Below are 24,030 nucleotides of genomic sequence, written 5' to 3'. Positions count from 1 at the left end.
TCAACGCTTCTGAAAATTTCTGGAGTCTGGGACGACAAGCTCAGCCTTTCAACACCCGCGCCAACGTCGACTTCACCTTGCCCATCCCGTCATGCAATGCCTGCTCGATCTCGGCCATGGTGATCACTGCTGTCGACTTGCCCGCCGCCGGGTTCACCACCAGCGCCAGACAGGCGTAATCCAGTTCCAGCTCGCGCGCCAATGCTGCTTCAGGCATGCCGGTCATGCCGACGATGTCACAACCGTCACGTTCCAGCCGCGCAATTTCAGCGACGGTTTCCAGACGTGGGCCCTGGGTGCAGGCGTACACGCCTTGGCTGCTGTAGCCAACGCCTTCAGCCGCCAACGCCGCGATCAATTGCTGACGCAGGGGTTCGCTGTAGGGATAGCTGAAGTCGATGTGTGTGACCTGTTCCAGGTCATCGGCGAAATAGGTGTGTTCGCGGCCGCTGGTGTAGTCGATCAATTGATGTGGCACACAGAAATGCCCGGTGCCCATCGCAGTGTGAATCCCGCCCACGGCGTTGACCGCGAGAATCGCTTCGGCACCGGCCTGCTTCAAGGCCCACAGGTTGGCGCGGTAGTTCACCTGATGCGGCGGGAAACGGTGTGGGTGCCCATGACGCGCGAGAAACAGCACTTCCTTGCCAGCATATTCACCGATCTGCACTTCGGCCGAAGGCGTGCCGTAAGGCGTGTCCACCGCCAATGACTGACGAATGCTCAGACCTTCGAGTTGAGTCAGGCCGGTGCCACCGATAATCGCGTAAACCGTCATAACGAAGAGTCCTTAATCGATCAATTGAGCCTCTCTGAGCGCGCCGACGGCCGCCAGCCAGCGTGGGTCTTGACGGTATTCGGTGCTGGCGTACGCCTGCCCGCGCATCCGCGCAATACGCGCCGAAGGTTTGACCTTCAAACGCTGGGCGGCGCTCAAGGCCAGCTCGGCAGCCGCGCGATCGTTGCACACCAGGCCCATGTCACAACCGGCGGTCAATGCCGCTTCGATACGACTGGCGGCATCGCCGACCACGTGGGCACCCGCCATGGACAGGTCGTCGCTGAAAATCACGCCATCGAACTGCAACTCACCGCGCAGGATGTCCTGCAGCCAGCGACGGGAGAAACCTGCAGGCTGGGAATCGACTTGTGGATAAATAACGTGGGCTGGCATGACGGCGGCCAGTTGTTTGCTCAATCGCGCGAACGGCACCAGGTCGTTGGCGCGGATTTCGTCGAGGCTGCGCTCGTCGTTGGGAATCGCGACATGGGAGTCAGCTTCAGCCCAGCCATGACCCGGGAAATGCTTACCGGTGGCGGCCATTCCGGCACTGTTCATGCCGCGGATGAATGCACCGGCGAGCAAGGCGGCGCGCTCGGGATCACCTTCGAACGAACGGGTGCCGACCACCGCGCTGCGCTGGTAATCCAGGTCCAGCACCGGAGCGAAGCTCAAGTCGAGACCGACCGCGAGCACTTCGGTCGCCATGATCCAGCCACACTGCTCGGCCAAGTCTTCGGCATTCGGGTTATCGGCGATGGCACGCATCGCTGGCAGTCGAACGAAGCCCTGACGCAGCCGCTGAACCCGACCGCCCTCTTGATCCACCGCCAGCAGAAGATCGGGACGAATGGCACGGATCGAAGCGCTCAATTCGCGCACTTGACGCGGATGCTCGATGTTGCGGGCAAAAATGATCAGGCCGCCCACTTCGGGCTGGCGCAACAATTGGCGATCTTCAGCCGTCAACCAGGTACCGGCGACGTCCACCATCAACGAGCCTTGCAGGCCAGCAGTCATAGAGATTCCTTGATTACGATAAACCCGGCTCGCACGAATTCGCCGCCATGGGCTGGGCCCGGCAGGTCGGCGATATCAATGAGGAGCGGGTTCAGAACGAGAGTCGGCATGGGCGGCTAGCTTAGCGGATGTCAGCTGCCGCGCCCACCCGTGTGCGGTTAAACCTTGGCGGCGACCGGGGCCGATTTGCTGCGCGGACGCAACTGCGCGGTGGCCATGGCAGTGTCGGTGACGCCGGTTTCGGCCCGCATGCCAGCGGCCAGAAATGGCACCATCAGACGCATTACTTGTTCGATGGAGGTGTTGACGCCGAAATCAGTCTCGGCAATCGCACGCAAGGCCTTGATCCCCGACATGCTGAACGCCGCGGCACCGAGCATGAAATGCACACGCCAGAACAGTTCGATCGGGGGAATGCGCGGAGCGGCCTCGTTGACCAGCATCATGTAGCGGCGGAACACCTTGCCGTACATATCTTCCAGATAACGACGCAAGTGCCCTTGGCTCTGACTGAACGCCAGCCCCAGCAAACGCATGAAAATGGACAGATCATTGCCGCTGCGTGGCTGCACCACCAGAGCTTGCTCGACGAGGATCTCCAGCAGCTCTTCAAGGGTCGGCTTGTTCTCAGGCTTGGCCTGACGGCGCTCCAGTTCTTTATCGAGACTGAGACAGAACGGCCCGAGAAAACGCGAGAAGACCGCCTGAATCAGCGCCTTCTTCGACCCGAAGTGATAATTCACCGCCGCCAGATTGACACCGGCCTTGCTGGTGATCAGACGCAATGAGGTTTCAGCAAAACCTTTTTCCGCGAACAACTGCTCGGCAGCATCGAGAATGCGTTCAACGGTTTCCGACTGGGCCATGGCTACTCCGCCTGACAAACACTTGTTTGAAACATACGTTTCAGCCTTGGCCTTGTCAAGTCTGGCGGTTCGTTTTGGGAATGGTCGGTCAGGTATTTAACCATACAACAGTGCCGCTTCAATCAGCGAGCGAAATGACCGTCCAGCGGCCGACAAAAAAAGGGGCATTGCCAAGACCAGTTCACTGTATATAATCCCAGTCACTGTATAAAAAGACAGAGCGATCAATATGCTAAAGCTGACGCCACGCCAAGCAGAGATTCTGGCCTTCATCAAACGTTGCCTCGAAGACAACGGCTACCCGCCAACCCGCGCGGAAATCGCTCAGGAACTGGGTTTCAAGTCGCCCAATGCGGCGGAAGAACACCTCAAGGCACTGGCTCGCAAGGGGGCGATCGAGATGACCCCGGGCGCCTCCCGCGGCATCCGCATCCCTGGCTTCGAAGCCAAGGCCGACGAGTCCAGCTTGCCGATCATTGGCCGGGTGGCTGCCGGTGCACCGATCCTCGCCCAGCAGCACATCGAGGAATCCTGCAACATCAACCCTTCCTTCTTCCATCCTCGCGCCGACTATCTGCTGCGGGTCCATGGCATGAGCATGAAGGACGTCGGCATTTTCGACGGTGACCTGCTGGCCGTCCATACCACCCGCGAAGCCCGTAACGGCCAAATCGTGGTGGCGCGGATCGGCGACGAAGTGACCGTCAAGCGCTTCAAGCGCGACGGTAGCAAAGTTTGGTTGATTGCCGAAAACCCTGAATTCGCCCCTATCGAAGTCAACCTGAAAGATCAGGAACTGGTTATCGAAGGCTTGAGTGTCGGCGTGATTCGCCGCTAAAGGAGGCTTTATGCAGTTCCCACATACCTCACAGCAAGCCCAACTGCCGTTGTTCGAGGCGTTCATGGCACAGCCATTGGCGCCGATCCTGAAAGATGTGGTCGAATCGCCCTGGAGCGCCGAGCCTGAAGTCTTCAGCGAGCTATCACTGCGCGGCGCGGCCGGGAACTGCCTGAACCTTCTGGCACCGATTCTCAGGGAACTGAGTCAGGATCAGGATGCACGCTGGCTGACACTGATCGCACCGCCCGCCAGCCTGACACAAGCCTGGTTACGGGACGCCGGTCTGAACCGTGAGCGCATTCTGCTCCTGCAACCACGCGGCACGCAGAGCGCTCAGCAGTTGACCTGCGAAGCCTTGCGACTTGGCCGCAGCCATACGGTCGTCAGCTGGCTTAACCCGCTGAGCACAACGTCGCGGCAACAGTTGATCAGCGCCGCCCGTATCGGGGATGCGCAAAGTCTGAATATTCGACTGGGTTAACTGACAAACACTGTGCGCGCTGAACAGCGCGGGGCTTCTCCAGGGATAGAGAAGCCAATCTGTAAAGGTATCCGAAGAATCCGACGGGCGGGATCAATGAAGAACCCGAGGCCCCTCTTCCTTATCAAATTCGCCTTCAACCAGGCGTCCTGCCATCTGAACACCGACGCTCAACATCGCCTTGGCGACTTCCACATGCTGGCCTTGCAGGAAAACCTTGGCATCCTCGGAGAAATCCAAAGTAACCAGAGAACCCTCGTCCTCGGCCCTGCGCAGCTCGATTCGGCCGTCTGGTAACTCGACAATTTCTAGAAAGGACGTTGGCATAAAGGTCTGTTCTCCACGAAAGGCGGGGATTATATAGGCATCAGCCAAGCTTCGCTCGGGATCTTGACCAAATGCCATCACGAAGAGAAATTTCTGACATCGCTCTTCCTTGAGCGGACCCGCCCCTAAACACTCAATCTTTCAGCACTCGTTCAACCCTTCGCGAAACCGAATCGCCAGGCCTTTAAGGTTCTGACGCCAGCTCTCCAGCTCTTCCCGACTCAGCTCTTCCGGCGCCTCTTCTTCATCCAGATTAACGGCCAGAATAAGCGGCTGCGTCACATCGCCCTTGGGCTTGTGCGGAGCGCGAGGCGGCTGAAACAGTGCGGCATGTGCCGACAGCAGCTTGGCTAGCCAGGTTTCAGGGTTTTGCGCCAGTTCGACCATCTCGGCCATTTCCGGAATAGCGATGGTTTCGAGCACTTCGCGGGTCAACAGCATCTCTGCCCGCGGCGCATTGGCCTGAGGCAGGCGATAGAAACCGGCGATTTCATGGCACAGCCCCAACAGCGCACCGTACAGGTGAAACAACGCCGATTCGCGCCCGGCCTGAATCAGCGCCAGGGAGTTCATCGCCCGCCCCTCTTCGGCTTTGGCCAGCGCTTCCAGCGACAGGCCGGCGAAATAAATCTTCTGATTGGTACGGGTATAGAGTTCGTGGGCCATGACGGCAGCCTCCACAACGAAATAATTGCTTCACGCAGGTCAGACAGTGTCGTGGATCACCCGAGCTTCCCGCAAGCCCAAAACAAAAGGCCGCATGAAAACCCGAGGGTTGTCATGCGGCCTTTTGTGTACAGCCTTTTAAGCCTTGGCTGATGGACGCTTGTCTTCAACCGTCCACTTGCCGCCGTCGTAATACGCCTTCCAGCCAGTCGGCTTACCGTCGACCTCTGTCTGCACGTACTGCTCTTTGGTCTTGCGGCTGTAACGAATTACCGAAGGGAGGCCATCCGGGTCTTTCTTCGGCGCTTCGCAGAGGAAGTGGTACTTCGGATCGATCTCATCCTTGTGCGGCACGATCTCCATGACCAATGGAGCACGAGTCTCGCGGTTTTTCGGAAACTGACTGGCCGCCAGGAACAGACCGGAAGCACCGTCGCGCAGGATGTAGGTGTCGTTAACCTTTTCGCATTTGAGCTCAGGCATCTTCACCGGGTCCATCTTCGGCGGCGCCGCGTCACCGCTTTTCAGCAGCTTGCGGGTGTTCTTGCAGGTGGCGTTGGTGCAACCGAAGAACTTGCCGAAACGACCGGTCTTGAGCTGCATCTCGCTACCGCACTTGTCGCATTCCAGGCTCGGACCTTCGTAGCCTTTGATGCGATAGGTGCCTTCTTCGATTTCGTAGCCAGAGCAATCCGGGTTGTTACCGCAGATGTGCAGCTTGCGCTTCTCATCGAGCAGGTAAGCGTCCATCGCGGTGCTGCAGATCGGGCAGCGATGCTTGCCACGAAGGACCAGCGACTCGGATTCACCCTCGTCGTCCGCGGCGATTTCATCGCCTGGCACCAGGTTGACGGTGGCTTTGCAGCGCTCTTTCGGCGGCAGGCTATAGCCCGAGCAACCGAGGAATACGCCCGTCGAGGCAGTACGAATCTGCATTGGACGACCGCACAACACGCACGGAATGTCAGTCATTACCGGCTGGTTGGCGCGCATGCCGCCTTCGGCGCTTTCAGCCACTTCGAGTTTTTTCTTGAAGTCGCCATAGAACTCGTCGAGCACGTTTTTCCAGTCGCGTTCGCCCTGAGCCACGTCATCGAGGTTCTCTTCCATGCCGGCGGTGAAGCCGTAGTCCATGAGATTGGAGAAGCTCTCGGCCAGACGCTCGGTGACGATGTCGCCCATCTTTTCCGAATAGAAACGACGGTTGTGCAGCGCCACGTAACCGCGGTCCTGGATGGTAGAGATGATCGCCGCGTAGGTCGAAGGACGACCGATGCCGCGTTTTTCCATTTCTTTAACCAGGCTCGCTTCCGAGTAACGCGCTGGCGGCTTGGTGAAGTGCTGGGTCGGATCAAGCTTGATCAGCTTCATCGCGTCGCCCTGGGCCATATCCGGCAGCACGTCGTCATCGCCAGGCTTGGCAATTTGCGGCATGACGCGGGTGTAGCCGTCGAACTTCAGGATGCGGCCCTTGGCACGCAGCTCGAAGTCGCCGGCACCGACGGTGACCGTGGTCGACAGGTATTGCGCCGGCAGCATCTGGCAGGCCAGGAACTGGCGCCAGATCAGCTCGTAGAGCCGCTCGGCATCACGCTCCATGCCCGACAGCTTGCTTGGCTCGGTATTGGCGTCGGACGGACGAATCGCTTCGTGAGCCTCTTGTGCGCCTTCCTTGCTGCTGTAGACGTTCGGGTTTTCCGGCAGGTACTTCTTGCCGAACTCGCCTTCAATATAGGTACGCGCCATCGTCACGGCATCGGCCGAGAGGTTGGTGGAGTCGGTACGCATATAAGTGATGTAGCCGGCTTCGTACAAACGTTGGGCCATCATCATGGTTTTCTTCACACCGAAGCCCAGGCGGTTACTCGCGGCCTGTTGCAGGGTGGAAGTGATGAACGGTGCCGACGGCTTGCTGCTGGTCGGTTTGTCTTCGCGCTTGACGATGCTGTAGCTGGAAGCCTTGAGCTTTTCCAGCGCGGCCATGGCCTGGGCTTCGTTCAGCGGCTTGAAGGCTTCGCCTTTCTCGCGGGCTACGTCAAAGCGCACGGTCGCGCCCTTGGCGGTACCGAGATCGGCGTGGACTTCCCAGTACTCTTCCGGGTTGAACGCGCGGATTTCACGCTCACGCTCGACCACCAGCTTCACGGCAACCGATTGCACGCGACCGGCGGACAGGCCACGGGCGACCTTGGCCCATAGCAGCGGCGAAACCATGTAACCCACTACGCGATCGAGGAAGCGACGCGCCTGCTGGGCGTTTACTCGATCGATGTCCAGCTCGCCCGGTTTGGAGAAGGCTTCCTGGATCGCTTTCTTGGTGATTTCGTTGAACACCACACGCTTGTAGCGGCTGTCGTCACCACCGATGGCTTCGCGCAGGTGCCAGGCAATGGCTTCCCCCTCGCGATCCAAGTCGGTTGCGAGATAGATGGTGTCAGCATCTTTGGCGAGCCGGCGCAGCTCTTCGATGACCTTTTCCTTGCCCGGGAGGATCTCGTACTTGGCTTTCCAGCCATGATCGGGATCGACACCCATGCGCGAGACCAGCTGCTTGCGCGCTTTCTCTTTCGGCGTGAGCACCGGACCTTCACCTGCGGCGGCCTTGCCGCGCTTGGCGGCAGGCTCTTTGCTGGCGCTAGCCGAACCGCTGGTGGGCAGGTCTCGGATATGGCCGATACTCGACTTCACCACGTATTGGTTACCCAGATACTTGTTGATGGTCTTGGCCTTAGCCGGGGATTCCACAATGACCAGCGATTTGCCCATGGATCAGAAAATTCCTGAATTCTAGAAGTGAAAGGCGGTTGGCGCCTGACGCGGCACCGCTATATATAGTGGCTACAAGGTGAGGTCAAGCGCAGGGTTCTGCACGCACTCCCCTTATGGCTGCGGAAAAACGCTCGGTTCGGCTTGCACCAAAGCAAAGCGTGGCACCTGTTCGCCGTCAACCTCGACCGACTCCAGGAACATGCTCAAGGGGCGCACCCAAAAGCCGTAATCGCCATACAGGGCTTGGTAAAAGACTACTTCCTCTTCGGTTTCCGAATGTCGCGCAACCGCGAATACGCGGTACTGCGGACCTTTGTAATGTTCGTAGAGCCCAGGTTGTATCGGCATGCTTTGGCCCTCACTCAAATTTTTTCAAAATAAAAACAAAATAAATCCGCAAAAACAAAAACCGGGGCACTTGGCCCCGGCTTCCATCAGCGAAACGCTTAAACGCGTTCGAAGACGGTGGAGATGCCTTGGCCGAGACCAATGCACATGGTAGCCACCCCAAAGGTGCCGCCATTCTGCTTCATCACGTTCAGCAAAGTGCCAGAGATACGGGCACCGGAGCAACCGAACGGATGACCCAGGGCGATCGCGCCGCCGTGCAGGTTAACCTTCTCGTTCATCTTGTCGAGCACTTTCAAATCTTTCAGCACTGGCAGCGCCTGTGCGGCGAAAGCTTCGTTGAGCTCGAAGAAGTCGATATCGTTGATGCCAAGGCCCGCGCGCTTCAGTGCTTTTTGTGTTGCCGGTACTGGACCATAGCCCATGATCGCCGGGTCCACACCTGCCACTGCCATCGAACGAATCACCGCCATCGGCTGGATGCCCAGATCCTGGGCACGCTGCGCCGACATCACGATCATGCACGAAGCACCGTCGGTGATCTGCGACGAAGTACCGGCTGTCACGGTGCCGCCCTTCGGGTTAAACGCTGGCTTCAGGGCCGCCAGGCTTTCCAGGGTGGTTTCCGGACGAATGGTTTCGTCGTAGTCGAACAGTTTCAGGAAACCGTTCTCGTCGTAGCCCTGCATCGGGATGATTTCGTCTTTGAACTTGCCTTCCAGAGTCGCCTTGTGGGCGAGCTGGTGGGAGCGCACGCCAAAAGCGTCCTGTTGTTCGCGAGTAATGCCGTGCATTTTGCCGAGCATTTCCGCGGTCAGGCCCATCATGCCCGAAGCTTTCGCCGCGTACAGGGACATGTGCGGGTTCGGATCGACACCGTGCATCATGCTCACGTGACCCATATGCTCGACGCCACCAACCACGAATACGTCACCGTTACCGGTCATGATCGCTTGCGCAGCGGTGTGCAGAGCACTCATCGACGAGCCACACAGACGGCTGACGGTCTGGCCGGCCGCGGTGTGCGGGATCTGCGTCATCAGGGACGCCATGCGGGCGATGTTCCAGCCCTGCTCCAGGGTCTGGTTCACACAGCCCCAGATCACGTCTTCGACTTCGCTCGGGTCGACCTTGACGTTGCGTTCCAGCAATTTGCTGATCAGGTGCGCCGACATGTCTTCAGCGCGGGTGTTGCGGTGCATGCCGCCCTTGGAGCGGCCCATCGGCGTACGACCGAAGTCGACAATCACGACGTCTCTAGGATTCAAGCTCATATACTTTCACTCTCGCTCTAGTGTGGGCGCTTAACCGAAGAAGCTCTGGCCGTTTTTGGCCATTTCACGCAGCTTCGCGGTCGGGTGGTACAGCGCGCCCAAATCAGCGTACTGGTCAGCCAGGGCAACGAACGCTGCAACACCGATCGAGTCGATGTAGCGCAGCGCACCGCCACGGAATGGAGGGAAACCAATACCGTAGACCAGGCCCATGTCGGCTTCGGCGGCGGTTTCGACGATGCCGTCTTCCAGGCAACGCACGGTTTCCAGGCACAGCGGGATCATCATCCAGTTGATGATGTCTTCGTCAGTGACTTCGCGCTGTTCGAACACGATTGGCTTGAGCACTTCCAGTACCGAAGGATCGGCGACTTTCTTCTGCTTGCCGCGCTTGTCGGTCTCGTAGGCGTAGAAGCCCTTGCCATTCTTCTGGCCCAGGCGCTTGGCTTCGTAGAGCACGTCAACGGCCGAACGGCGATCGTCCTTCATGCGATCAGGGAAGCCTTCAGCCATTACATCGCGACCGTGGTGACCGGTGTCGATGCCGACCACGTCCATCAGGTACGCCGGGCCCATCGGCCAGCCGAATTTTTCCATGACCTTGTCGATGCGGACGAAGTCCACGCCGGCGCTGACCAGTTTGGCGAAACCGCCGAAGTACGGGAACAGCACGCGGTTGACCAGGAAGCCCGGGCAGTCGTTGACGACGATCGGGTTCTTGCCCATTTTCTTGGCGTAGGCAACGGTGGTGGCAACGGCCACTTCGCTGGACTTCTCGCCACGGATCACTTCAACCAGCGGCATCATGTGCACCGGGTTGAAGAAGTGCATGCCGACGAAGTTTTCCGGACGCTTGAGGGCTTTGGCCAGCAAGGTGATGGAAATGGTCGAGGTGTTGGACGCGAGGATGGTGTCCTCTTTGACCTTGCCTTCAACTTCGGCCAGAACGGCTTGCTTGACCTTCGGGTTCTCGACAACGGCTTCGACAACCAGGTCGACGTGGCCGAAATCACCGTAGGACAGGGTTGGACGAATGCCATTGAGCACTTCAGCCATTTTCGCCGGAGTCATGCGACCTTTATCAACGCGGCCCACCAGCAGCTTGGCGGCTTCGGCCAGACCTTGCTCGATGCCGTGCTCGTTGATGTCTTTCATCAGGATCGGCGTACCTTTGGAGGCCGACTGATAAGCGATACCGCCACCCATAATGCCAGCGCCCAATACGGCGGCCTGCTTCACGTCTCTGGCGATTTCGTCGTAGGCCTTGGCCTTTTTCTTCAGCTCCTGATCGTTCAGGAACAGACCGATCAAGCTCTGCGCGGCAGAGGTCTTGGCCAGTTTGACGAAACCGGTGGCTTCGACTTCCAGCGCCTTGTCGCGACCGAAGTTCGCGGCTTTCTGGATAGTCTTGATCGCTTCAACCGGTGCAGGGTAGTTCGGGCCCGCTTGACCGGCCACGAAACCTTTGGCGGTTTCGAACGACATCATTTGTTCGATGGCGTTGAGCTTGAGCTTTTCGAGCTTCGGCTGACGCTTGGCCTTGTAGTCAAACTCGCCGGAGATGGCGCCTTTGACCAGGTTCAGAGCCGCTTCCTGCAATTTCTCTGGAGCGACCACGGCGTCGACGGCACCGACTTTCAGCGCGTCTTCAGCGCGGTTTTCCTTACCGGCAGCAATCCACTCGATGGCGTTGTCGGCACCGATGATGCGCGGCAAACGCACAGTACCGCCGAAGCCCGGGTAGATGCCCAGCTTGACTTCCGGCAGACCGATTTTGGCGGTATTGGCCATGACGCGGAAATCTGCCGCCAGGCACATTTCCAGACCGCCACCCAGTGCGATGCCATTGATCGCGGCGACAGTCGGGACGTTGAGGTCTTCGAAATCGCTGAAAATCTTGTTGGCTTCGAGGTTACCAGCAACAAGCTCTGCATCCGGCAGCTTGAAGTTGTCGACGAATTCGGTGATGTCGGCGCCGACGATGAATACGTCCTTGCCACTGCTGACGATCACACCCTTGATCGAAGCATCTGCCTTGATGGTGTCTACGGCCTGACGCAGTTCGTTCAGGGTAAGACGGTTGAACTTGTTGACGGACTCACCCTTGAGGTCGAATTTCAATTCGACGATGCCACTTTCAAGAGCCTTAACCGTGATGGCTTTACCTTCGTAAATCATCAACTGATCTCCACGATATGGAAGCTGAACAGTACACGTCGGACGCAGGCGACTGGCTCGGCAAGGACGTTTATCGTCGATGCTACGCCAATTCACCCGGCACACCCGCCAACGCGATAGTCGGGATTCTGTAGGAGCGCTCTGTAATACAAACGCTCAATTCATACGCCCGTTTGATTTGGGTGTGTCACCTTCACGGAATTTCCGGCAATTGTCAATCGCCCAAAATACTGGTTGAAACGCGACTTTCCGGTCACTTCCGTACCACGAAGCCCTGCAACACGCTGATGCATTTGAGGCCATTCATAGAATCAATAGTTAGAAAAGTCGCCCTAATTAGCGGCAGCCTGTGTTTAACAAGCTACGCTGGCGGGACCCTGAAGAAAAAATTTGAACGCTTTGACGAATGCCCAGCGTAAGATCAGCGCACAAAGAATTACCGGCCTGCCTGGCCAACCTCAGCCCGATGATGATGTCGGGCTTTTTATTGCCTGTCTGCCAGGCGACGACGCGCCAATGCGTAGGAGCTGCCGCAGGCTGCGATCTTTTGATGTTGCGCTTAAAAACAAAATCAAAAGATCGCAGCCTGCGGCAGCTCCTACGGGGGATCAGGTTTCAGGCCAGCGCTTTCAGCAGCGCATCAATGTCCTGCAAAACATTCGATTCGCCCTTCTCGCCCCAATACAGAGCAATCATTTGCTTGTCTGCCTCAACCTTGTAGACGTTGGCAGGCAATTTTTCGAAATGATTCAGCAGTATTCCATCCTCACAGACCTCCTGCCACTGATTGACCCACACACCCGGTGCCTTCTGCCAGTAACTCCAGCACGCCGGTCGCGTGCCACGGCGCGGCCGATGATACTGGGCGCAAGGGCTTGGCGGCTCCTGGCTCAGCCAATGTGGCCATTCCTGGGGCGCCAGCTGCATGGCAAGGCCAATGCGCCGCGCCTCCATGCGCAGGGCTATGCGCCCGCTCTGAGCACGGGAGGGTCGCAACCAGGCCAGCGGACTCAAGACCACCAGCAGGATTGACACCACTATCCAGACCGTCATATGTGTACTCCCGATTCTTGATGAGCCCATTGAGTCACTTTGAAACCAATGCGCTTGAAACCAGCCATACTTACCAATATTGCAATCCTCAGGAGGAGCACCTCATGCCCTACCACCATATTCTGGTCGCTGTAGATCTAACCGAAGAGTGCGATCCTGTAATCCACCGAGCTCGCGAACTCTCGGTGAGCAATGGCGCGAAGCTATCCCTGGTGCATATCGTCGAACCGATGGCCATGGCCTTTGGCGGCGACGTGCCGATGGACCTTTCCCAGTTGCAACAGCAACAATTCGATCAAGCCAAAGAGCGCCTTGAGCGATTGATCGTGAAATACCCGGAACTCTCCAAGGAATACAGTCACTTGACCTACGGCCAGCCGCGTCAGGAGATTCACCACCTCGCCAAGGAGCAAACGTGCGACCTGATCGTGGTGGGCAGTCATGGCCGACATGGCCTGGCATTGCTGCTCGGCTCCACCGCCAATGACGTACTGCACGGCGCGCCTTGCGATGTGCTGGCGGTGCGCCTGATCAAAAGCTGACAACACAAAACCCTGTAGGAAAAAAGCCCGACACTCGAGTTACCGAAGTCGGGCTTTTTTATCGCCGGATCAATCAGGCATCCAGCTCGGCCCAGCGCTCGACCATCACGTCGAGTTCAGCCTGCAACTGCTCCAACTGAGCAATCACCGCCGCTGTCTCGGCAGCAGGACGCTGATAGAAAGCGGCATCCGCCATCTGCGCTTCAACCACCACGATCTGCTGCTCCATGGCTTCGATCTGACCTGGCAACATTTCCAGCTCACGCTGCAACTTGTAGCTGAGCTTCTTCTTTGCCACCGGCGCCTCTACTGCCGCAGCGACTGGCACGGGTTCAGCAGTGACGACAGCCGAGTTCAGGTCGGCCTTGCCGGACTTGCTCTCGGTCACGCCCAACAGGCGCGGCGAGCCGCCCTGACGCAGCCAGTCCTGATAACCACCGACGTATTCGCGAACCTTGCCTTCGCCTTCGAAGACCAGGGTGCTGGTGACCACGTTGTCGAGGAATGCCCGGTCGTGGCTGACCATCAGCACGGTGCCGTTGAAGGTCAGCAAGACCTCTTCCAGCAACTCGAGGGTTTCCACGTCCAGGTCGTTGGTCGGTTCATCGAGTACCAGCAGGTTCGCCGGTTTGCTGAACAGTTTGGCCAGCAACAGACGGGCACGCTCACCACCGGACAGCGCCTTGACCGGCGTGCGGGCACGCTGCGGGCTGAACAGGAAGTCGCCGAGGTAGCTCAGCACGTGGCGACTCTGACCATCGATATCGATGAAATCGCGACCTTCGGCCACGTTGTCGATCACGGTCTTTTCCAGGTCCAGTTGATGGCGCAACTGGTCGAAGTAGGCCACGTCGATGCGCGTCCCCTCTTCCACTGTGCCGCTGGTCGGTTGCAGACCGCTGAGCATCAGTTTCAGCAGCGTGGTCTTGCCGGTACCGTTGGCGCCAAGCAAACCGATACGGTCGCCGCGCGTCAGGACCATCGAGAAATCCTTGATCAGGAACGGGCCACCCGGGTGAGCGAAGCTCACGTTCTCGAGGACCATCACCTGCTTGCCGGACTTGTCGGCGGTATCCAACTGAATGTTGGCCTTGCCGGTGCGCTCACGACGCTCGCTACGCTCAACGCGCAAGGCTTTCAATGCGCGAACACGGCCTTCGTTACGGGTGCGACGCGCCTTGATGCCTTGGCGGATCCAGACTTCTTCCTGGGCCAGTTTCTTGTCGAACAGCGCGTTGGCGGTTTCTTCAGCAGCCAGAGTCGCCTCTTTGTGCACGAGGAAACTGGCGTAGTCGCCGTTCCAGTCGATCAGGCCGCCACGATCCAGTTCCAGGATGCGGGTCGCGAGGTTCTGCAGGAATGAACGGTCGTGCGTGATGAACAGCACAGCGCCCTGGAAATCCTTCAGCGCTTCTTCGAGCCAGGCAATGGCGCCGATGTCCAAGTGGTTGGTCGGTTCGTCGAGCAGCAGCAGATCCGGTTCGGAAACCAGGGCCTGAGCCAGCAGGACGCGGCGACGCCAGCCGCCGGACAATTCGGCGAGGGTCTTGTCCGCCGGCAGTTGCAAGCGGCTCAAGGTGCTGTCGACCAGTTGCTGCAAACGCCAGCCGTCGCGGGCTTCGAGGTCGTGCTGGACGTGCATCAGTTTGTCCAGATCGGCGTCGGTGACGATGTTCTGGCTCAGGTGGTGATACTGCGCGAGCAGCTCGCCGACACCGTCCAGACCTTCGGCAACCACGTCGAACACGGTCCGCTCGTCGGCTACCGGCAATTCTTGCGGCAATTCGCCAATCTTTAGACCAGGTGCGCGCCAAACAGAGCCCTCATCAGGCTTCTGGTCGCCTTTGACGAGCTTCATCATGCTGGACTTGCCAGTGCCATTGCGGCCGATGATGCACACCCGCTCACCACGGGCGATCTGCCAGGACACCTTGTCCAACAACGGCATAGCGCCGAAAGCAAGGGACACATCGCTGAATTTGAGCAGGGTCATGAGCTTCTCCAAAAACCGGGCGCGCATTCTACCTGACTTGAGGCTTCAGAAGGCCGGCAATTTCAATGTCGAAGCACTCTGCACAACAATTGTTGCGAACTTGTGCCGGCAGCTCGGCAAAGCTTTCACCCGCTGCTGGCAAAAGGCTAAGCTACGGATAATTCAGTGCCGCGCTTGCCGGCACTTGTCATGATTTCTCTGCCCGGACGTCTCATGCGCAGTCGCCTTTTCAATCTTTTTTCATGTTTGCTTCTTACAGCCGCTGTCGCTCAATCCGCCCAGGCGGTGGACCTGTCCACCCAACGCCAGTACTACGATGAAGCCAAGCGTGCCTTGGCCAAAGGCGATTCCGGCCCTTATTTCCGTTACAGCCAGGCTCTGAGCGATTATCCGCTGGAGCCCTATCTGGCTTATGACGAACTGACCGCGCGCCTGAAAACCGCGAGCAACGCCGAAATAGAGAAATTCCTCGCCGAACACGGTGACCTGCCCCAAGCCAACTGGATGAAGTTGCGCTGGCTGCGTTGGCTGGCCGAACGCGGCGATTGGGCGACCTTCGTCAAATATTATGACCCCAAACTCAACTTCACCGAGCTGGACTGCCTGAACGCGCAGTATCAGATCAGCCATAACCGCAAGGCTGAAGGCTACGCCAACGCCGATAAACTCTGGCTGACCGGCAAAACCCAACCCGACGCTTGCGATGGTGTGTTCGGCATGTGGGCCGCCGAGGGTCAACTGACTGAACAGAAGCGCTGGGAACGCACCAAGCTCGCCGCCCAGGCACGCAACTATCCGCTGGCCAACAGCCTGATCAATGGCCTGACTACACTCGCACCGCGCGGTCGCCTGCTGGTGGAGGTGGCGCAAAAACCCGAGCTGCTCAATCAGCCGTCGCGCTTCATCCCGGCCGATGAACCGATGTCCGACATCGTCAGTCTCGGCCTGCGCCGTCTGGCCCGTCAGGATCCGGACAAGGCCATGGCCCTGCTCGACGGTTACGCCAGCAGCATGCACTTCTCCCGCGACGAAAAAGTCGCGATTGCCCGGGAAATCGGGCTGACCCTCGCGCGTCGTTTCGACAGTCGCGCGCTGGATGTAATGACCAAATACGACCCGGAACTGCGGGACAACACCGTTTCCGAATGGCGTTTGCGCCTGCTGTTGCGCCTGGCCCGTTGGGACGATGCCTATCAGCTGACCCGCCGCCTGCCTCAGGATCTGGCCACCACCAACCGCTGGCGTTACTGGCAGGCTCGTAGCCTGGAGCTGGCGCAGCCGCAGAATCCGGAAGCACAGACGCTTTACAAGGGCCTGGCTCGCGAGCGCGACTTCTACGGTTTCCTGGCGGCCGATCGCTCGCAATCCCCCTATTCGCTGAACAACAAACCGCTGGTGCTCAGTCAAGCGCTGATCAACAAGGTGCGTAATACCCCCGGCATACGACGCGCCCTGGAATTCCATGCACGCGGGCAGATCGTCGACGGTCGTCGCGAGTGGTACCACGTCAGCCGGCACTTCAGCCGTGACGAAATGGTCGCCCAGGCGAAACTGGCTTACGACCTGAAATGGTATTTCCCGGCGATCCGCACCATCAGTCAGGCGAAGTACTGGGACGACCTGGATATTCGCTTCCCGATGGCCCACCGCGAAACCCTGGTCCGTGAAGCCAAGGTCCGTGGCCTGCACTCGAGTTGGGTATTCGCCATCACTCGTCAGGAAAGCGCCTTCATGGCCGATGCACGCTCCGGCGTCGGTGCCAGCGGCTTGATGCAACTGATGCCCGGTACCGCCAAGGAAACCGCGCGCAAGTTCAGCATTCCCCTCGCGTCACCGCAGCAAGTGTTCGATCCGGACAAGAACATTCAGCTCGGTGCCGCTTACCTGAGCCAGGTCCACAGCCAGTTCAACGGCAACCGCGTCCTCGCCTCTGCCGCCTACAACGCCGGCCCCGGCCGCGTCCGTCAATGGCTGCGCGGCGCCGATCACCTGAGCTTCGATGTGTGGGTGGAAAGCATCCCGTTCGACGAAACCCGCCAGTACGTGCAGAACGTGCTGTCGTACTCGGTGATCTACGGACAGAAGCTCAATTCACCGCAGCCGCTGGTGGATTGGCATGAGCGGTATTTCGACGATCAATGACCGGCAATGCCGGATATGTAGGAGCTGTCGAGTGAAACGAGGCTGCGATCTTTTGATCTTTTGATCTTTTTCGGTTCAGCTAAAAATCAAGATCAAAAGATCGCAGCCTGCGGCAGCTCCTACACCTGCACACAGCCGCCACCCCAATTTGCAGCCGAGCGGGTGGAGATGGCCGTGAGAGTGTAGGCGCTATCCCAGATACCCGGCGCCAGAATTAACGTTTCACTTGTCCTGCCGGTAAATCCGATTGGGGTGGATAACCAGACGCTTGACCTGTGCATCCAACTCGTTGCTGTGATACAGGTCCAGGCATTTCAGCAAATCGAAACGCACGCCCTGGACTTCCGACTCGACCAGCGGGTTGTGATAGTCACGTGCCAAGTAACGATCCACCTGGGTCTTGATCGCGTCGGGGGCCTTTTCCAGGTCGTATTCGGTCCAGTCGCGCAATGCGCTGACGCTGCTTCCTGCGTCAATGGCTGCTGACTTGTCCTCCTTGTAGGCGTTCGCAATGCAGGTCGCGAGCACCATGTCTTTGTAATTCTGCCCGTAGGTACGTGCACTGGCCTCCGGGGATACACCCCCAGTGTCTTTCGCATAACCAGCAGAGGCCAGCAACATGAGTGGCAGGATGCCCAATAGAACCTTCTTCACAGCAAGCTCCAGAAGTTCGCACGGTCGGTGCGATAGTTCACGCCGGGTTCGTTGAAATAGCAGTGGTCGTAGCAAGTACTGCCGTTGAACAGCGTGGCATGCCCCTGGGCATCCCACCAACCCTGCACTTCAAACAGGATCACCCCCTTCTTGCCTCTCAGGGTTCCGCCACCCGAGGGTGGATACTGCACGACTTCAGCTTTGCCCCAGCGTTGCTCCAGAAAGGCAATAAGGTTTTTGACGCGGAAGAAGTACTGGGACTTGTCGGCACCGGACACGGTTTGCCCCGGCACACTTGGAATTTTCAGGCCTGCCTGGTTCAGGATATAGCTCATCCGTACCGCGCAGGTGTTGCTCCAGCGCTGTGTCGGGTCAGGGTTGTTGATATTCTTTTCAACATATCCCCCAATGACTTCGGCGACCTTGACTCCCGAGTTGGAGGGATCATAAATTTGCTGCGAAGCCGTCCAGGCAGCAATGAAAGGAATTCTTTTCATCGGTACGTCCTTGTTTTGAATATTCAGCAAAATCGTCGTGAGGCCCTGCTCATGATTGCTAAGGCCCCAGCAGTCCGGCGCAGGGGCACGGATAAAGCCTAGGTCATCGTACTGATGACGGAAGGAGCCAAATGACTGCCCTATTGACCCGCTTTCAGTCAGAAAAGTGCATCAAAAGGTGGGTTTTTTTTCCTGGTTGAACGCTGTGGAGGGCTGGTTCGCGCAACTGGAAAGACGAGCGCTGTACCGGGGCGCCAGCAGAGCCTACGCTCGCAGATCGGTTTCGGCCTTGCCGTCATTGAACTGCAACGCTGCCAGCCGTGCATACAGCGCATTACTCGCAATCAACTCCTGATGCGTCCCCACCGCCACCAGTTTCCCTTGGTCCATCACCGCGATCCTGTCAGCGTTTTTTACCGTGGCCAGTCGGTGGGCGATGACCAGCGTGGTGCGATTTTTCATCAGGCTGGGCAGGGCTTGCTGAATCAGGTGCTCGCTTTGGGCGTCGAGGGCGCTGGTGGCTTCGTCCAGCAGCAGGATCGGCGCGTCCACCAGCAGCGCCCGGGCGATCGCCAGGCGTTGGCGTTGCCCGCCGGATAAACCGAGGCCTGCGTCGCCGAGGTGTGTCTGGTAGCCGCTGGGCATTTGCTCGATGAAGTCGTGGGCATAGGCGATTTTCGCGGCTTCCTGGACTTGGGCCAAAGTTGCCGTCGGATGGCCGTAGCGAATGTTCTCTTCGATGCTGCCGAAGAACAGCGCCGGGGATTGCGAGACGAGGGCGAAGCAGCGACGCAGGTCCAGAGGATCGAGTTGAGTCAGCGGCACACCGTCCAGCAGGATGCGTCCTTCGGCGGGGTCGTAAAAGCGCAACAGCAAGTCATACACCGTTGATTTTCCCGCACCAGACGGCCCAACCAATGCAAGGGTTTCGCCAGCGTTGATCGTAAGATTCAGACCATCGACGGCATAGCTTTGCGGACGCGACGGGTAGGAAAAACGCACATCTTGTAGCACCAGATCGCCTTTCACCCGTTCAGGCAAGGTCACCAGACCTTGGGTCGGCGGCTGGATGATGTTTTCCGAACGCAATAACTCGGCAATCCGCTCCGCCGCCCCCGCTGCTCGCTGCAGTTCGCCGATCACTTCACTCAACGTGCCGAAGGCACCGCCGACGATCAGGCTGTAAAAGACAAACGCTGCCAGCTCACCCGCGGAAATCCGTCCGGCGATGACATCCATGCCGCCGACCCAAAGCATCACCCCGACGGCGCCCAACACCAGCAGGATCACCAGGGTAATCAACCAGGCGCGCTGGAAAATACGCTTGCGGGCAGTGTTGAAAGCCTCTTCCACGGTCGTGGCAAAACGCTGCTCATCCTGAACCTGATGGTTGTAGGCCTGCACGGTTTTGATTTGACTCAGGGTTTCGGAGACATAGCTGCCGATATCGGCAATCCGGTCCTGGCTCAAACGCGACAGGGTGCGCACCCGGCGACCAAAAATCAGGATCGGCGCGACCACCAGCGGCAACGCGACTACCACGATGCTGGTGAGTTTGGGGTTGGTGATAAACAGCAAGACAATCCCGCCGATCACCATCAGCCCATTACGCAGGAACAGCGACAGCGAAGAGCCGATCACCGATTGCAGCAGCGTGGTATCGGCGGTCAGCCGCGACTGGATCTCGGAGCTGCGGTTGTCTTCATAGAACCCCGGATGCAGGTAGACCAGATGGTTGAACACCCGACGGCGGATGTCGGCGACAACACGCTCGCCGATCCACGACACCAGATAAAACCGTGCAAAGGTGCCAATTGCCAGACCGACCACCAGCAGCATGAACACACCGATGGATCGGTTGAGCAAATGCGGCGACTGGGTCATGAAACCCTGATCCACCAGCAGGCGAATCCCCTGCCCCATGGACAAGGTGATACCGGCAGTGACGATCAACGCCAGCAAGGCACCCAAGGCCGGCCAGCGATAAGGCGCGAGGAAACGGCTGGCCAGACGAATGGCGCGGCGGTGACGGGAAGAGAGCATGAAGATCATCCGATGGCGCAACCAATGGTTTTAACTCGACCAAGCCTACACCGGTCAATGGGATTGAACGCTGTAAATCATAATGAGTCAGGTTAATTATGACCGCCAAGACTAGTGGCTAGATATTATTGGTCTAAAGTCCGGGTGGAAACATCCAGGTATTTCTGGTGGACTGAAGATGCCGACCTGAAGATCGCAGGGAGTTGTCACAGCCCGGTCACCTGGCGGTTTTACAGTAAGCACACAACCTGATGAGGAGACAGGCCATGTCCTTGCAAAACAGCAGCGATGACAAGATTCCAGTGATCCGCACGCAGCCAGACCAGTCTCTGGGTTGCTCGATTATTGATAAGGATGGGCACGAAGTACCGATCACTGAAAACATGATCCAGGACGCTTGCCGCGAACTGGAAAAGCGATTGGTCAAGCCTGCCGAACAAGAGTGATGTAGCCACCGTCTTCTTGGCCCGGCTCTTTTAGCCGGGTTTTTTATGGGTGCCTTTTGAGGGTGCTGCGCGCCCTATCGCGGGCAAGTCGAATCGTCGCACCGCCGCTCCCACAGGATTACCGCGATTTCAAAATTGACGCATGACCTGTGGGAGCGTGGCTTGCCCGCGATAAGGCCAACGCGGTACTCAGACAGCCGAAGCACCCAACGCCGCCACGATCCGCTGCAACGCCGGCGAATCCCCCTCGATCCGCACCTTCAACCCATCGATCTCACGCCGCAGCGGGTAATGCTTGCGCAAAGCATCGAACGCCGCGCGCTGCTCGCTCACATTACCTACAAGGCTGCGACGGAAATCCGCGTCGTCACGGCGCGGGTCGTACACGCCACGGCACAACATCGCCAGTGCCCAGGCCGGATCACTGTCGGCGTTCAACGTCACTCCCGACAACCAAGGCGCTGGCAGCAAGTCGCTCAGGTGAACCTGTTCCGGTTGCCCGAGGAACTCGCAAAACGCCTGATAGATCTGCGCCGTCCCGCGCTGTTTGCCGTCCAGGCTATAACCGGCAATGTGCGGCGTCGCCAGCACACACAACTCGGCCAGTGCAACATCGACCTCGGGCTCAGCCTCCCAGACATCCAGCACCGCTTGCAGATCTTCACGCTGCAACAGCACCTGGCGCAGGGCGGCATTGTCGATGACCGGGCCACGACTGGCGTTGATCAGCCATGTGCCTGGCTTGAGTTGGTTCAACCGGTTTTTATCGAACAGATGCCAGGTCGACTGAGACCCCTGCTTGTCCAGCGGAGTGTGCAGACTGATGACGTCGCATTGCTCGATGATCTGCTCGAGGCTAACGTAATCGCCCCCTTCAGCGGCTTGCCGTGGGGGATCGCAGACCAGCACGTTCCAGCCCAGGCCTTGCAGAACCTTGACCAGCCGCCCGCCCACTTCGCCGGCGCCGACCACGCCGTAGGTTCGTTGAGTCAGGTCGGCACCTTCGATTTCGGCCAGTGTCAGCAGGCTGCCCAGCACGTAATCGACCACACCCCGGGCATTGCAACCTGGCGCGCTGGACCAGGTGATGCCGGCCTGTTGAAAGTAATCCAGGTCCAGGTGATCGGTGCCGATGGTGCAGGTGCCGACGAAGCGCACCTTGCTGCCTTCGAGCAATTGGCGGTTGACGTTGGTCACCGAGCGCACCAACAGAACATCGGCCTGCTCGACAGTGGCGCGGTCGATGACACGTCCCGGTACCCGGCGGATTTCACCGAAACCTGCGAAGAAGGCATCGAGCAGCGGGATATTTTCGTCGGCAACAATCAGCATGGCAGGCTCCTTTGGCGGATCGGCAGTTTAGGCGCAGATGACACCAAACGACTAGCACCGATCCCCCGTAGGAGCTGCCGAAGGCTGCGATCTTTTGATCTTCGCTTTTGGCTTGAAAGGTTTGTTGACCGGTTATTGAAAAACAAGATCAAAAGATCGCAGCCTTCGGCAGCTCCTACACAGGGTGTGCGCTGGATTGAGAGATTACAAATCCCTAACACAGGACTTTTCCTGACCACTGCGTCAAGGCGTAGAATGCGCCGCCTGCGCATCAAAACCCTTTGGACGTTTCGCCTTGAATTCCGTGACTGACCGCCCCTCCGCTATTTCCCTCAATCGCCCGGCCCGGGTTCGCCTGGAGCTTAAAAACCTGCTCGGCCTGGCGTTGCCGATCATGATCGCGCAACTGGCGACCACCGCCATGGGCTTCGTCGATGCGGTAATGGCCGGTCGTGTCGGGCCTCGAGATCTGGCGGCCGTGGCGCTGGGCAACTCGATCTGGGTCCCGGTGTTTCTGCTGATGACCGGCACACTGCTGGCCACCACCCCGAAAGTCGCCCAGCGCTTCGGTGCTGGCACTCACAGTGAGATCGGCCCGATCGTGCGTCAGGCCTTGTGGCTGGCGCTGGTGGTGGGTTTGATGGCAACTGGCATGCTGTTCAGCGCCGAACCGATCCTGCACATCATGAAGGTTGACCCCGAGCTGATCGGCCCGTGCATGCAATATCTGCATGGCATCGCCAGCGGCTTGCCTGCCGTCGCGTTCTATCACGTGCTGCGCTGCTTCAGTGATGGCCTGGGTCGTACCCGTCCGGCCATGGTCCTTGGCCTGTGTGGGCTGGCGCTGAATATTCCACTGAACTACATCTTCATCTATGGCCACTTTGGTGTGCCGGCCATGGGCGGTGTCGGCTGCGGCTGGGCCACGGCGATTGTGATGTGGGTGATGGCGTTGGGCATGGCTGGCTGGGAACGCTGGGCGCCGGCCTATCAGTCGAGTGAATTGTTCAGCCGTTTCGACTGGCCACAGTGGTCGGTGATCAAGCGTCTGCTGGGCATCGGCCTGCCAATCGGCATCGCAGTGTTCGCCGAGTCGAGCATCTTCGCCGTGATCGCCCTGCTGATCGGCAGCCTCGGTGCCACCGTGGTCGCCGGGCACCAGATCGCGCTGAACTTCAGCTCGCTGGTGTTCATGATCCCCTACTCCCTGGGCATGGCCGTGACCGTGCGTGTCGGCCAGGCACTCGGCCGTGAGGAACCGCGCGAAGCCCGCTTCGCCGCCGGTGTCGGCATGGGCACCGCCCTGGCTTATGCGTGCCTGTCGGCGAGCATGATGCTGTTGCTACGTGAACCCATCGCTGCGATTTACACCGCCGACCCGACGGTGATTCAGGTGGCCGCGATGCTGATCGTGTATTCGGCGCTGTTCCAGTTTTCCGACGCTATCCAGGTGACCGCGGCGGGCGCACTGCGTGGCTATCAGGACACGCGGGTGACGATGATCCTGACACTGTTCGCGTACTGGGGGATTGGTTTGCCGGTGGGTTACGCCCTGGGCCTGACCGACTGGCTCGGCGCGCCGAGCGGCCCGAGCGGGCTGTGGCAGGGTTTGATCGTCGGCTTGAGTTGCGCGGCACTGATGCTGTCGATCCGCCTGACGCGCAGTGCACGCAAGCGGATCCGCATCAGTCGTTCGGCGGGTTAGTAGGAGCCAGGCTTGCCGGCGAAAGCGCTCTCAAGGACGCCTTCGCCGGCAAGTCGGATCGCTATGCAGGCC

21 protein-coding genes are annotated in these 24,030 nt (G+C 58.9%); 6 read left to right on the top strand and 15 right to left on the bottom strand.

Annotated features, from left to right (window positions below; all coding sequences use genetic code 11):
* Window positions 1-40: 40 nt before the first annotated feature.
* From F6R97_RS25610 to F6R97_RS25600, 3 genes are all read right to left on the bottom strand, one after another.
* Complete coding sequence (locus F6R97_RS25610; RefSeq protein WP_038979977.1) at window positions 41-778, bottom strand: S-methyl-5'-thioinosine phosphorylase; 738 nt, start codon at window positions 776-778, stop codon at window positions 41-43.
* A 12-nt stretch (window positions 779-790) separates the two neighbouring features.
* Window positions 791-1,801, bottom strand: coding sequence for a beta-N-acetylhexosaminidase (nagZ, locus tag F6R97_RS25605; RefSeq protein ID WP_038979976.1), 1,011 nt, complete (start codon window positions 1,799-1,801; stop codon window positions 791-793).
* 158 nt (window positions 1,802-1,959) lie between these two features.
* A complete protein-coding gene (locus F6R97_RS25600; protein WP_007907768.1) occupies window positions 1,960-2,667 on the bottom strand; it encodes a TetR/AcrR family transcriptional regulator in 708 nt (235 codons plus the stop codon).
* 229 nt (window positions 2,668-2,896) lie between these two features.
* Here F6R97_RS25600 and lexA point away from each other — a divergent pair, with 229 nt between their 5' ends.
* Window positions 2,897-3,505 (top strand): transcriptional repressor LexA, encoded by a 609-nt coding sequence (gene lexA / locus F6R97_RS25595; RefSeq protein ID WP_007907770.1) that lies wholly within the window; start codon window positions 2,897-2,899, stop codon window positions 3,503-3,505.
* A gap of 10 nt (window positions 3,506-3,515) precedes the next feature.
* Window positions 3,516-3,989, top strand: coding sequence for an SOS-induced cell division inhibitor SulA (gene sulA / locus F6R97_RS25590; protein WP_008073066.1), 474 nt, complete (start codon window positions 3,516-3,518; stop codon window positions 3,987-3,989).
* Window positions 3,990-4,082: 93 nt separating this feature from the next.
* Here sulA and F6R97_RS25585 read toward each other — a convergent pair whose 3' ends face one another.
* The 7 genes from F6R97_RS25585 to F6R97_RS25555 form a co-directional block, all read right to left on the bottom strand.
* The gene (locus F6R97_RS25585; RefSeq protein ID WP_007907774.1) at window positions 4,083-4,316 is read right to left on the bottom strand and encodes a hypothetical protein; all 234 of its coding nucleotides are present in this window, start codon (window positions 4,314-4,316) and stop codon (window positions 4,083-4,085) included.
* 141 nt (window positions 4,317-4,457) lie between these two features.
* Window positions 4,458-4,982 carry a DUF6586 family protein gene (locus F6R97_RS25580; protein ID WP_038979974.1) on the bottom strand — a complete coding sequence of 175 codons (525 nt, stop codon included), beginning with the start codon at window positions 4,980-4,982 and terminating at the stop codon, window positions 4,458-4,460.
* 138 nt (window positions 4,983-5,120) lie between these two features.
* Window positions 5,121-7,748, bottom strand: a complete 2,628-nt coding sequence (gene topA, locus F6R97_RS25575) for a type I DNA topoisomerase (RefSeq protein ID WP_038979973.1) — start codon at window positions 7,746-7,748, stop codon at window positions 5,121-5,123.
* Between the two features lie 114 nt (window positions 7,749-7,862).
* Complete coding sequence (locus F6R97_RS25570; RefSeq protein ID WP_007907781.1) at window positions 7,863-8,099, bottom strand: DUF1653 domain-containing protein; 237 nt, start codon at window positions 8,097-8,099, stop codon at window positions 7,863-7,865.
* 98 nt (window positions 8,100-8,197) lie between these two features.
* Window positions 8,198-9,373, bottom strand: a complete 1,176-nt coding sequence (gene fadA / locus F6R97_RS25565; RefSeq protein ID WP_008007076.1) for an acetyl-CoA C-acyltransferase FadA — start codon at window positions 9,371-9,373, stop codon at window positions 8,198-8,200.
* A 30-nt stretch (window positions 9,374-9,403) separates the two neighbouring features.
* Complete coding sequence (gene fadB / locus F6R97_RS25560) at window positions 9,404-11,551, bottom strand: fatty acid oxidation complex subunit alpha FadB (protein ID WP_315867271.1); 2,148 nt, start codon at window positions 11,549-11,551, stop codon at window positions 9,404-9,406.
* Window positions 11,552-12,166: 615 nt separating this feature from the next.
* On the bottom strand, window positions 12,167-12,604 hold the full coding sequence (locus tag F6R97_RS25555; protein ID WP_038979971.1) for a hypothetical protein: 438 nt from the start codon (window positions 12,602-12,604) through the stop codon (window positions 12,167-12,169).
* Between the two features lie 104 nt (window positions 12,605-12,708).
* Between F6R97_RS25555 and F6R97_RS25550 the strand changes: the two genes are divergently transcribed.
* Window positions 12,709-13,146 (top strand): universal stress protein, encoded by a 438-nt coding sequence (locus F6R97_RS25550; protein ID WP_030128421.1) that lies wholly within the window; start codon window positions 12,709-12,711, stop codon window positions 13,144-13,146.
* Window positions 13,147-13,219: 73 nt separating this feature from the next.
* Here F6R97_RS25550 and F6R97_RS25545 read toward each other — a convergent pair whose 3' ends face one another.
* Window positions 13,220-15,139 (bottom strand): ATP-binding cassette domain-containing protein, encoded by a 1,920-nt coding sequence (locus F6R97_RS25545; protein WP_038979970.1) that lies wholly within the window; start codon window positions 15,137-15,139, stop codon window positions 13,220-13,222.
* A gap of 213 nt (window positions 15,140-15,352) precedes the next feature.
* Between F6R97_RS25545 and F6R97_RS25540 the strand changes: the two genes are divergently transcribed.
* Window positions 15,353-17,281 carry a transglycosylase SLT domain-containing protein gene (locus F6R97_RS25540; RefSeq protein WP_038979969.1) on the top strand — a complete coding sequence of 643 codons (1,929 nt, stop codon included), beginning with the start codon at window positions 15,353-15,355 and terminating at the stop codon, window positions 17,279-17,281.
* A 222-nt stretch (window positions 17,282-17,503) separates the two neighbouring features.
* On the opposite strand, the gene F6R97_RS25535 is transcribed toward F6R97_RS25540, so the two are convergent.
* The 3 genes from F6R97_RS25535 to F6R97_RS25525 all read right to left on the bottom strand — a co-directional run bounded on the left by F6R97_RS25535 (window position 17,504) and on the right by F6R97_RS25525 (window position 20,475).
* Window positions 17,504-17,902, bottom strand: a complete 399-nt coding sequence (locus F6R97_RS25535; RefSeq protein ID WP_048395363.1) for a type VI secretion system amidase immunity protein Tai4 — start codon at window positions 17,900-17,902, stop codon at window positions 17,504-17,506.
* A 29-nt stretch (window positions 17,903-17,931) separates the two neighbouring features.
* Window positions 17,932-18,432: a type VI secretion system amidase effector protein Tae4 gene (locus F6R97_RS25530; RefSeq protein WP_038979968.1), complete on the bottom strand. Its 501-nt coding sequence runs from the start codon at window positions 18,430-18,432 to the stop codon at window positions 17,932-17,934.
* Between the two features lie 264 nt (window positions 18,433-18,696).
* Complete coding sequence (locus F6R97_RS25525; protein WP_409999809.1) at window positions 18,697-20,475, bottom strand: ABC transporter transmembrane domain-containing protein; 1,779 nt, start codon at window positions 20,473-20,475, stop codon at window positions 18,697-18,699.
* 266 nt (window positions 20,476-20,741) lie between these two features.
* Between F6R97_RS25525 and F6R97_RS25520 the strand changes: the two genes are divergently transcribed.
* On the top strand, window positions 20,742-20,921 hold the full coding sequence (locus F6R97_RS25520; protein WP_007907798.1) for a PA1571 family protein: 180 nt from the start codon (window positions 20,742-20,744) through the stop codon (window positions 20,919-20,921).
* A 189-nt stretch (window positions 20,922-21,110) separates the two neighbouring features.
* On the opposite strand, the gene pdxB is transcribed toward F6R97_RS25520, so the two are convergent.
* Entirely contained in the window at window positions 21,111-22,253 is a 1,143-nt protein-coding gene (gene pdxB, locus F6R97_RS25515; protein WP_038979967.1) for a 4-phosphoerythronate dehydrogenase PdxB, read from the bottom strand.
* Window positions 22,254-22,548: 295 nt separating this feature from the next.
* Between pdxB and F6R97_RS25510 the strand changes: the two genes are divergently transcribed.
* Window positions 22,549-23,958, top strand: a complete 1,410-nt coding sequence (locus tag F6R97_RS25510; protein ID WP_038979966.1) for an MATE family efflux transporter — start codon at window positions 22,549-22,551, stop codon at window positions 23,956-23,958.
* Window positions 23,959-24,030 lie beyond the last annotated feature (72 nt).

Source organism: Pseudomonas sp. JV414, from assembly GCF_032424305.1.
In the GTDB taxonomy this organism is placed as follows: domain Bacteria; phylum Pseudomonadota; class Gammaproteobacteria; order Pseudomonadales; family Pseudomonadaceae; genus Aquipseudomonas; species Aquipseudomonas lini.
Note: the sequence above shows the minus strand (reverse complement) of the source record. Positions and strands in the feature narration are given on the sequence as shown.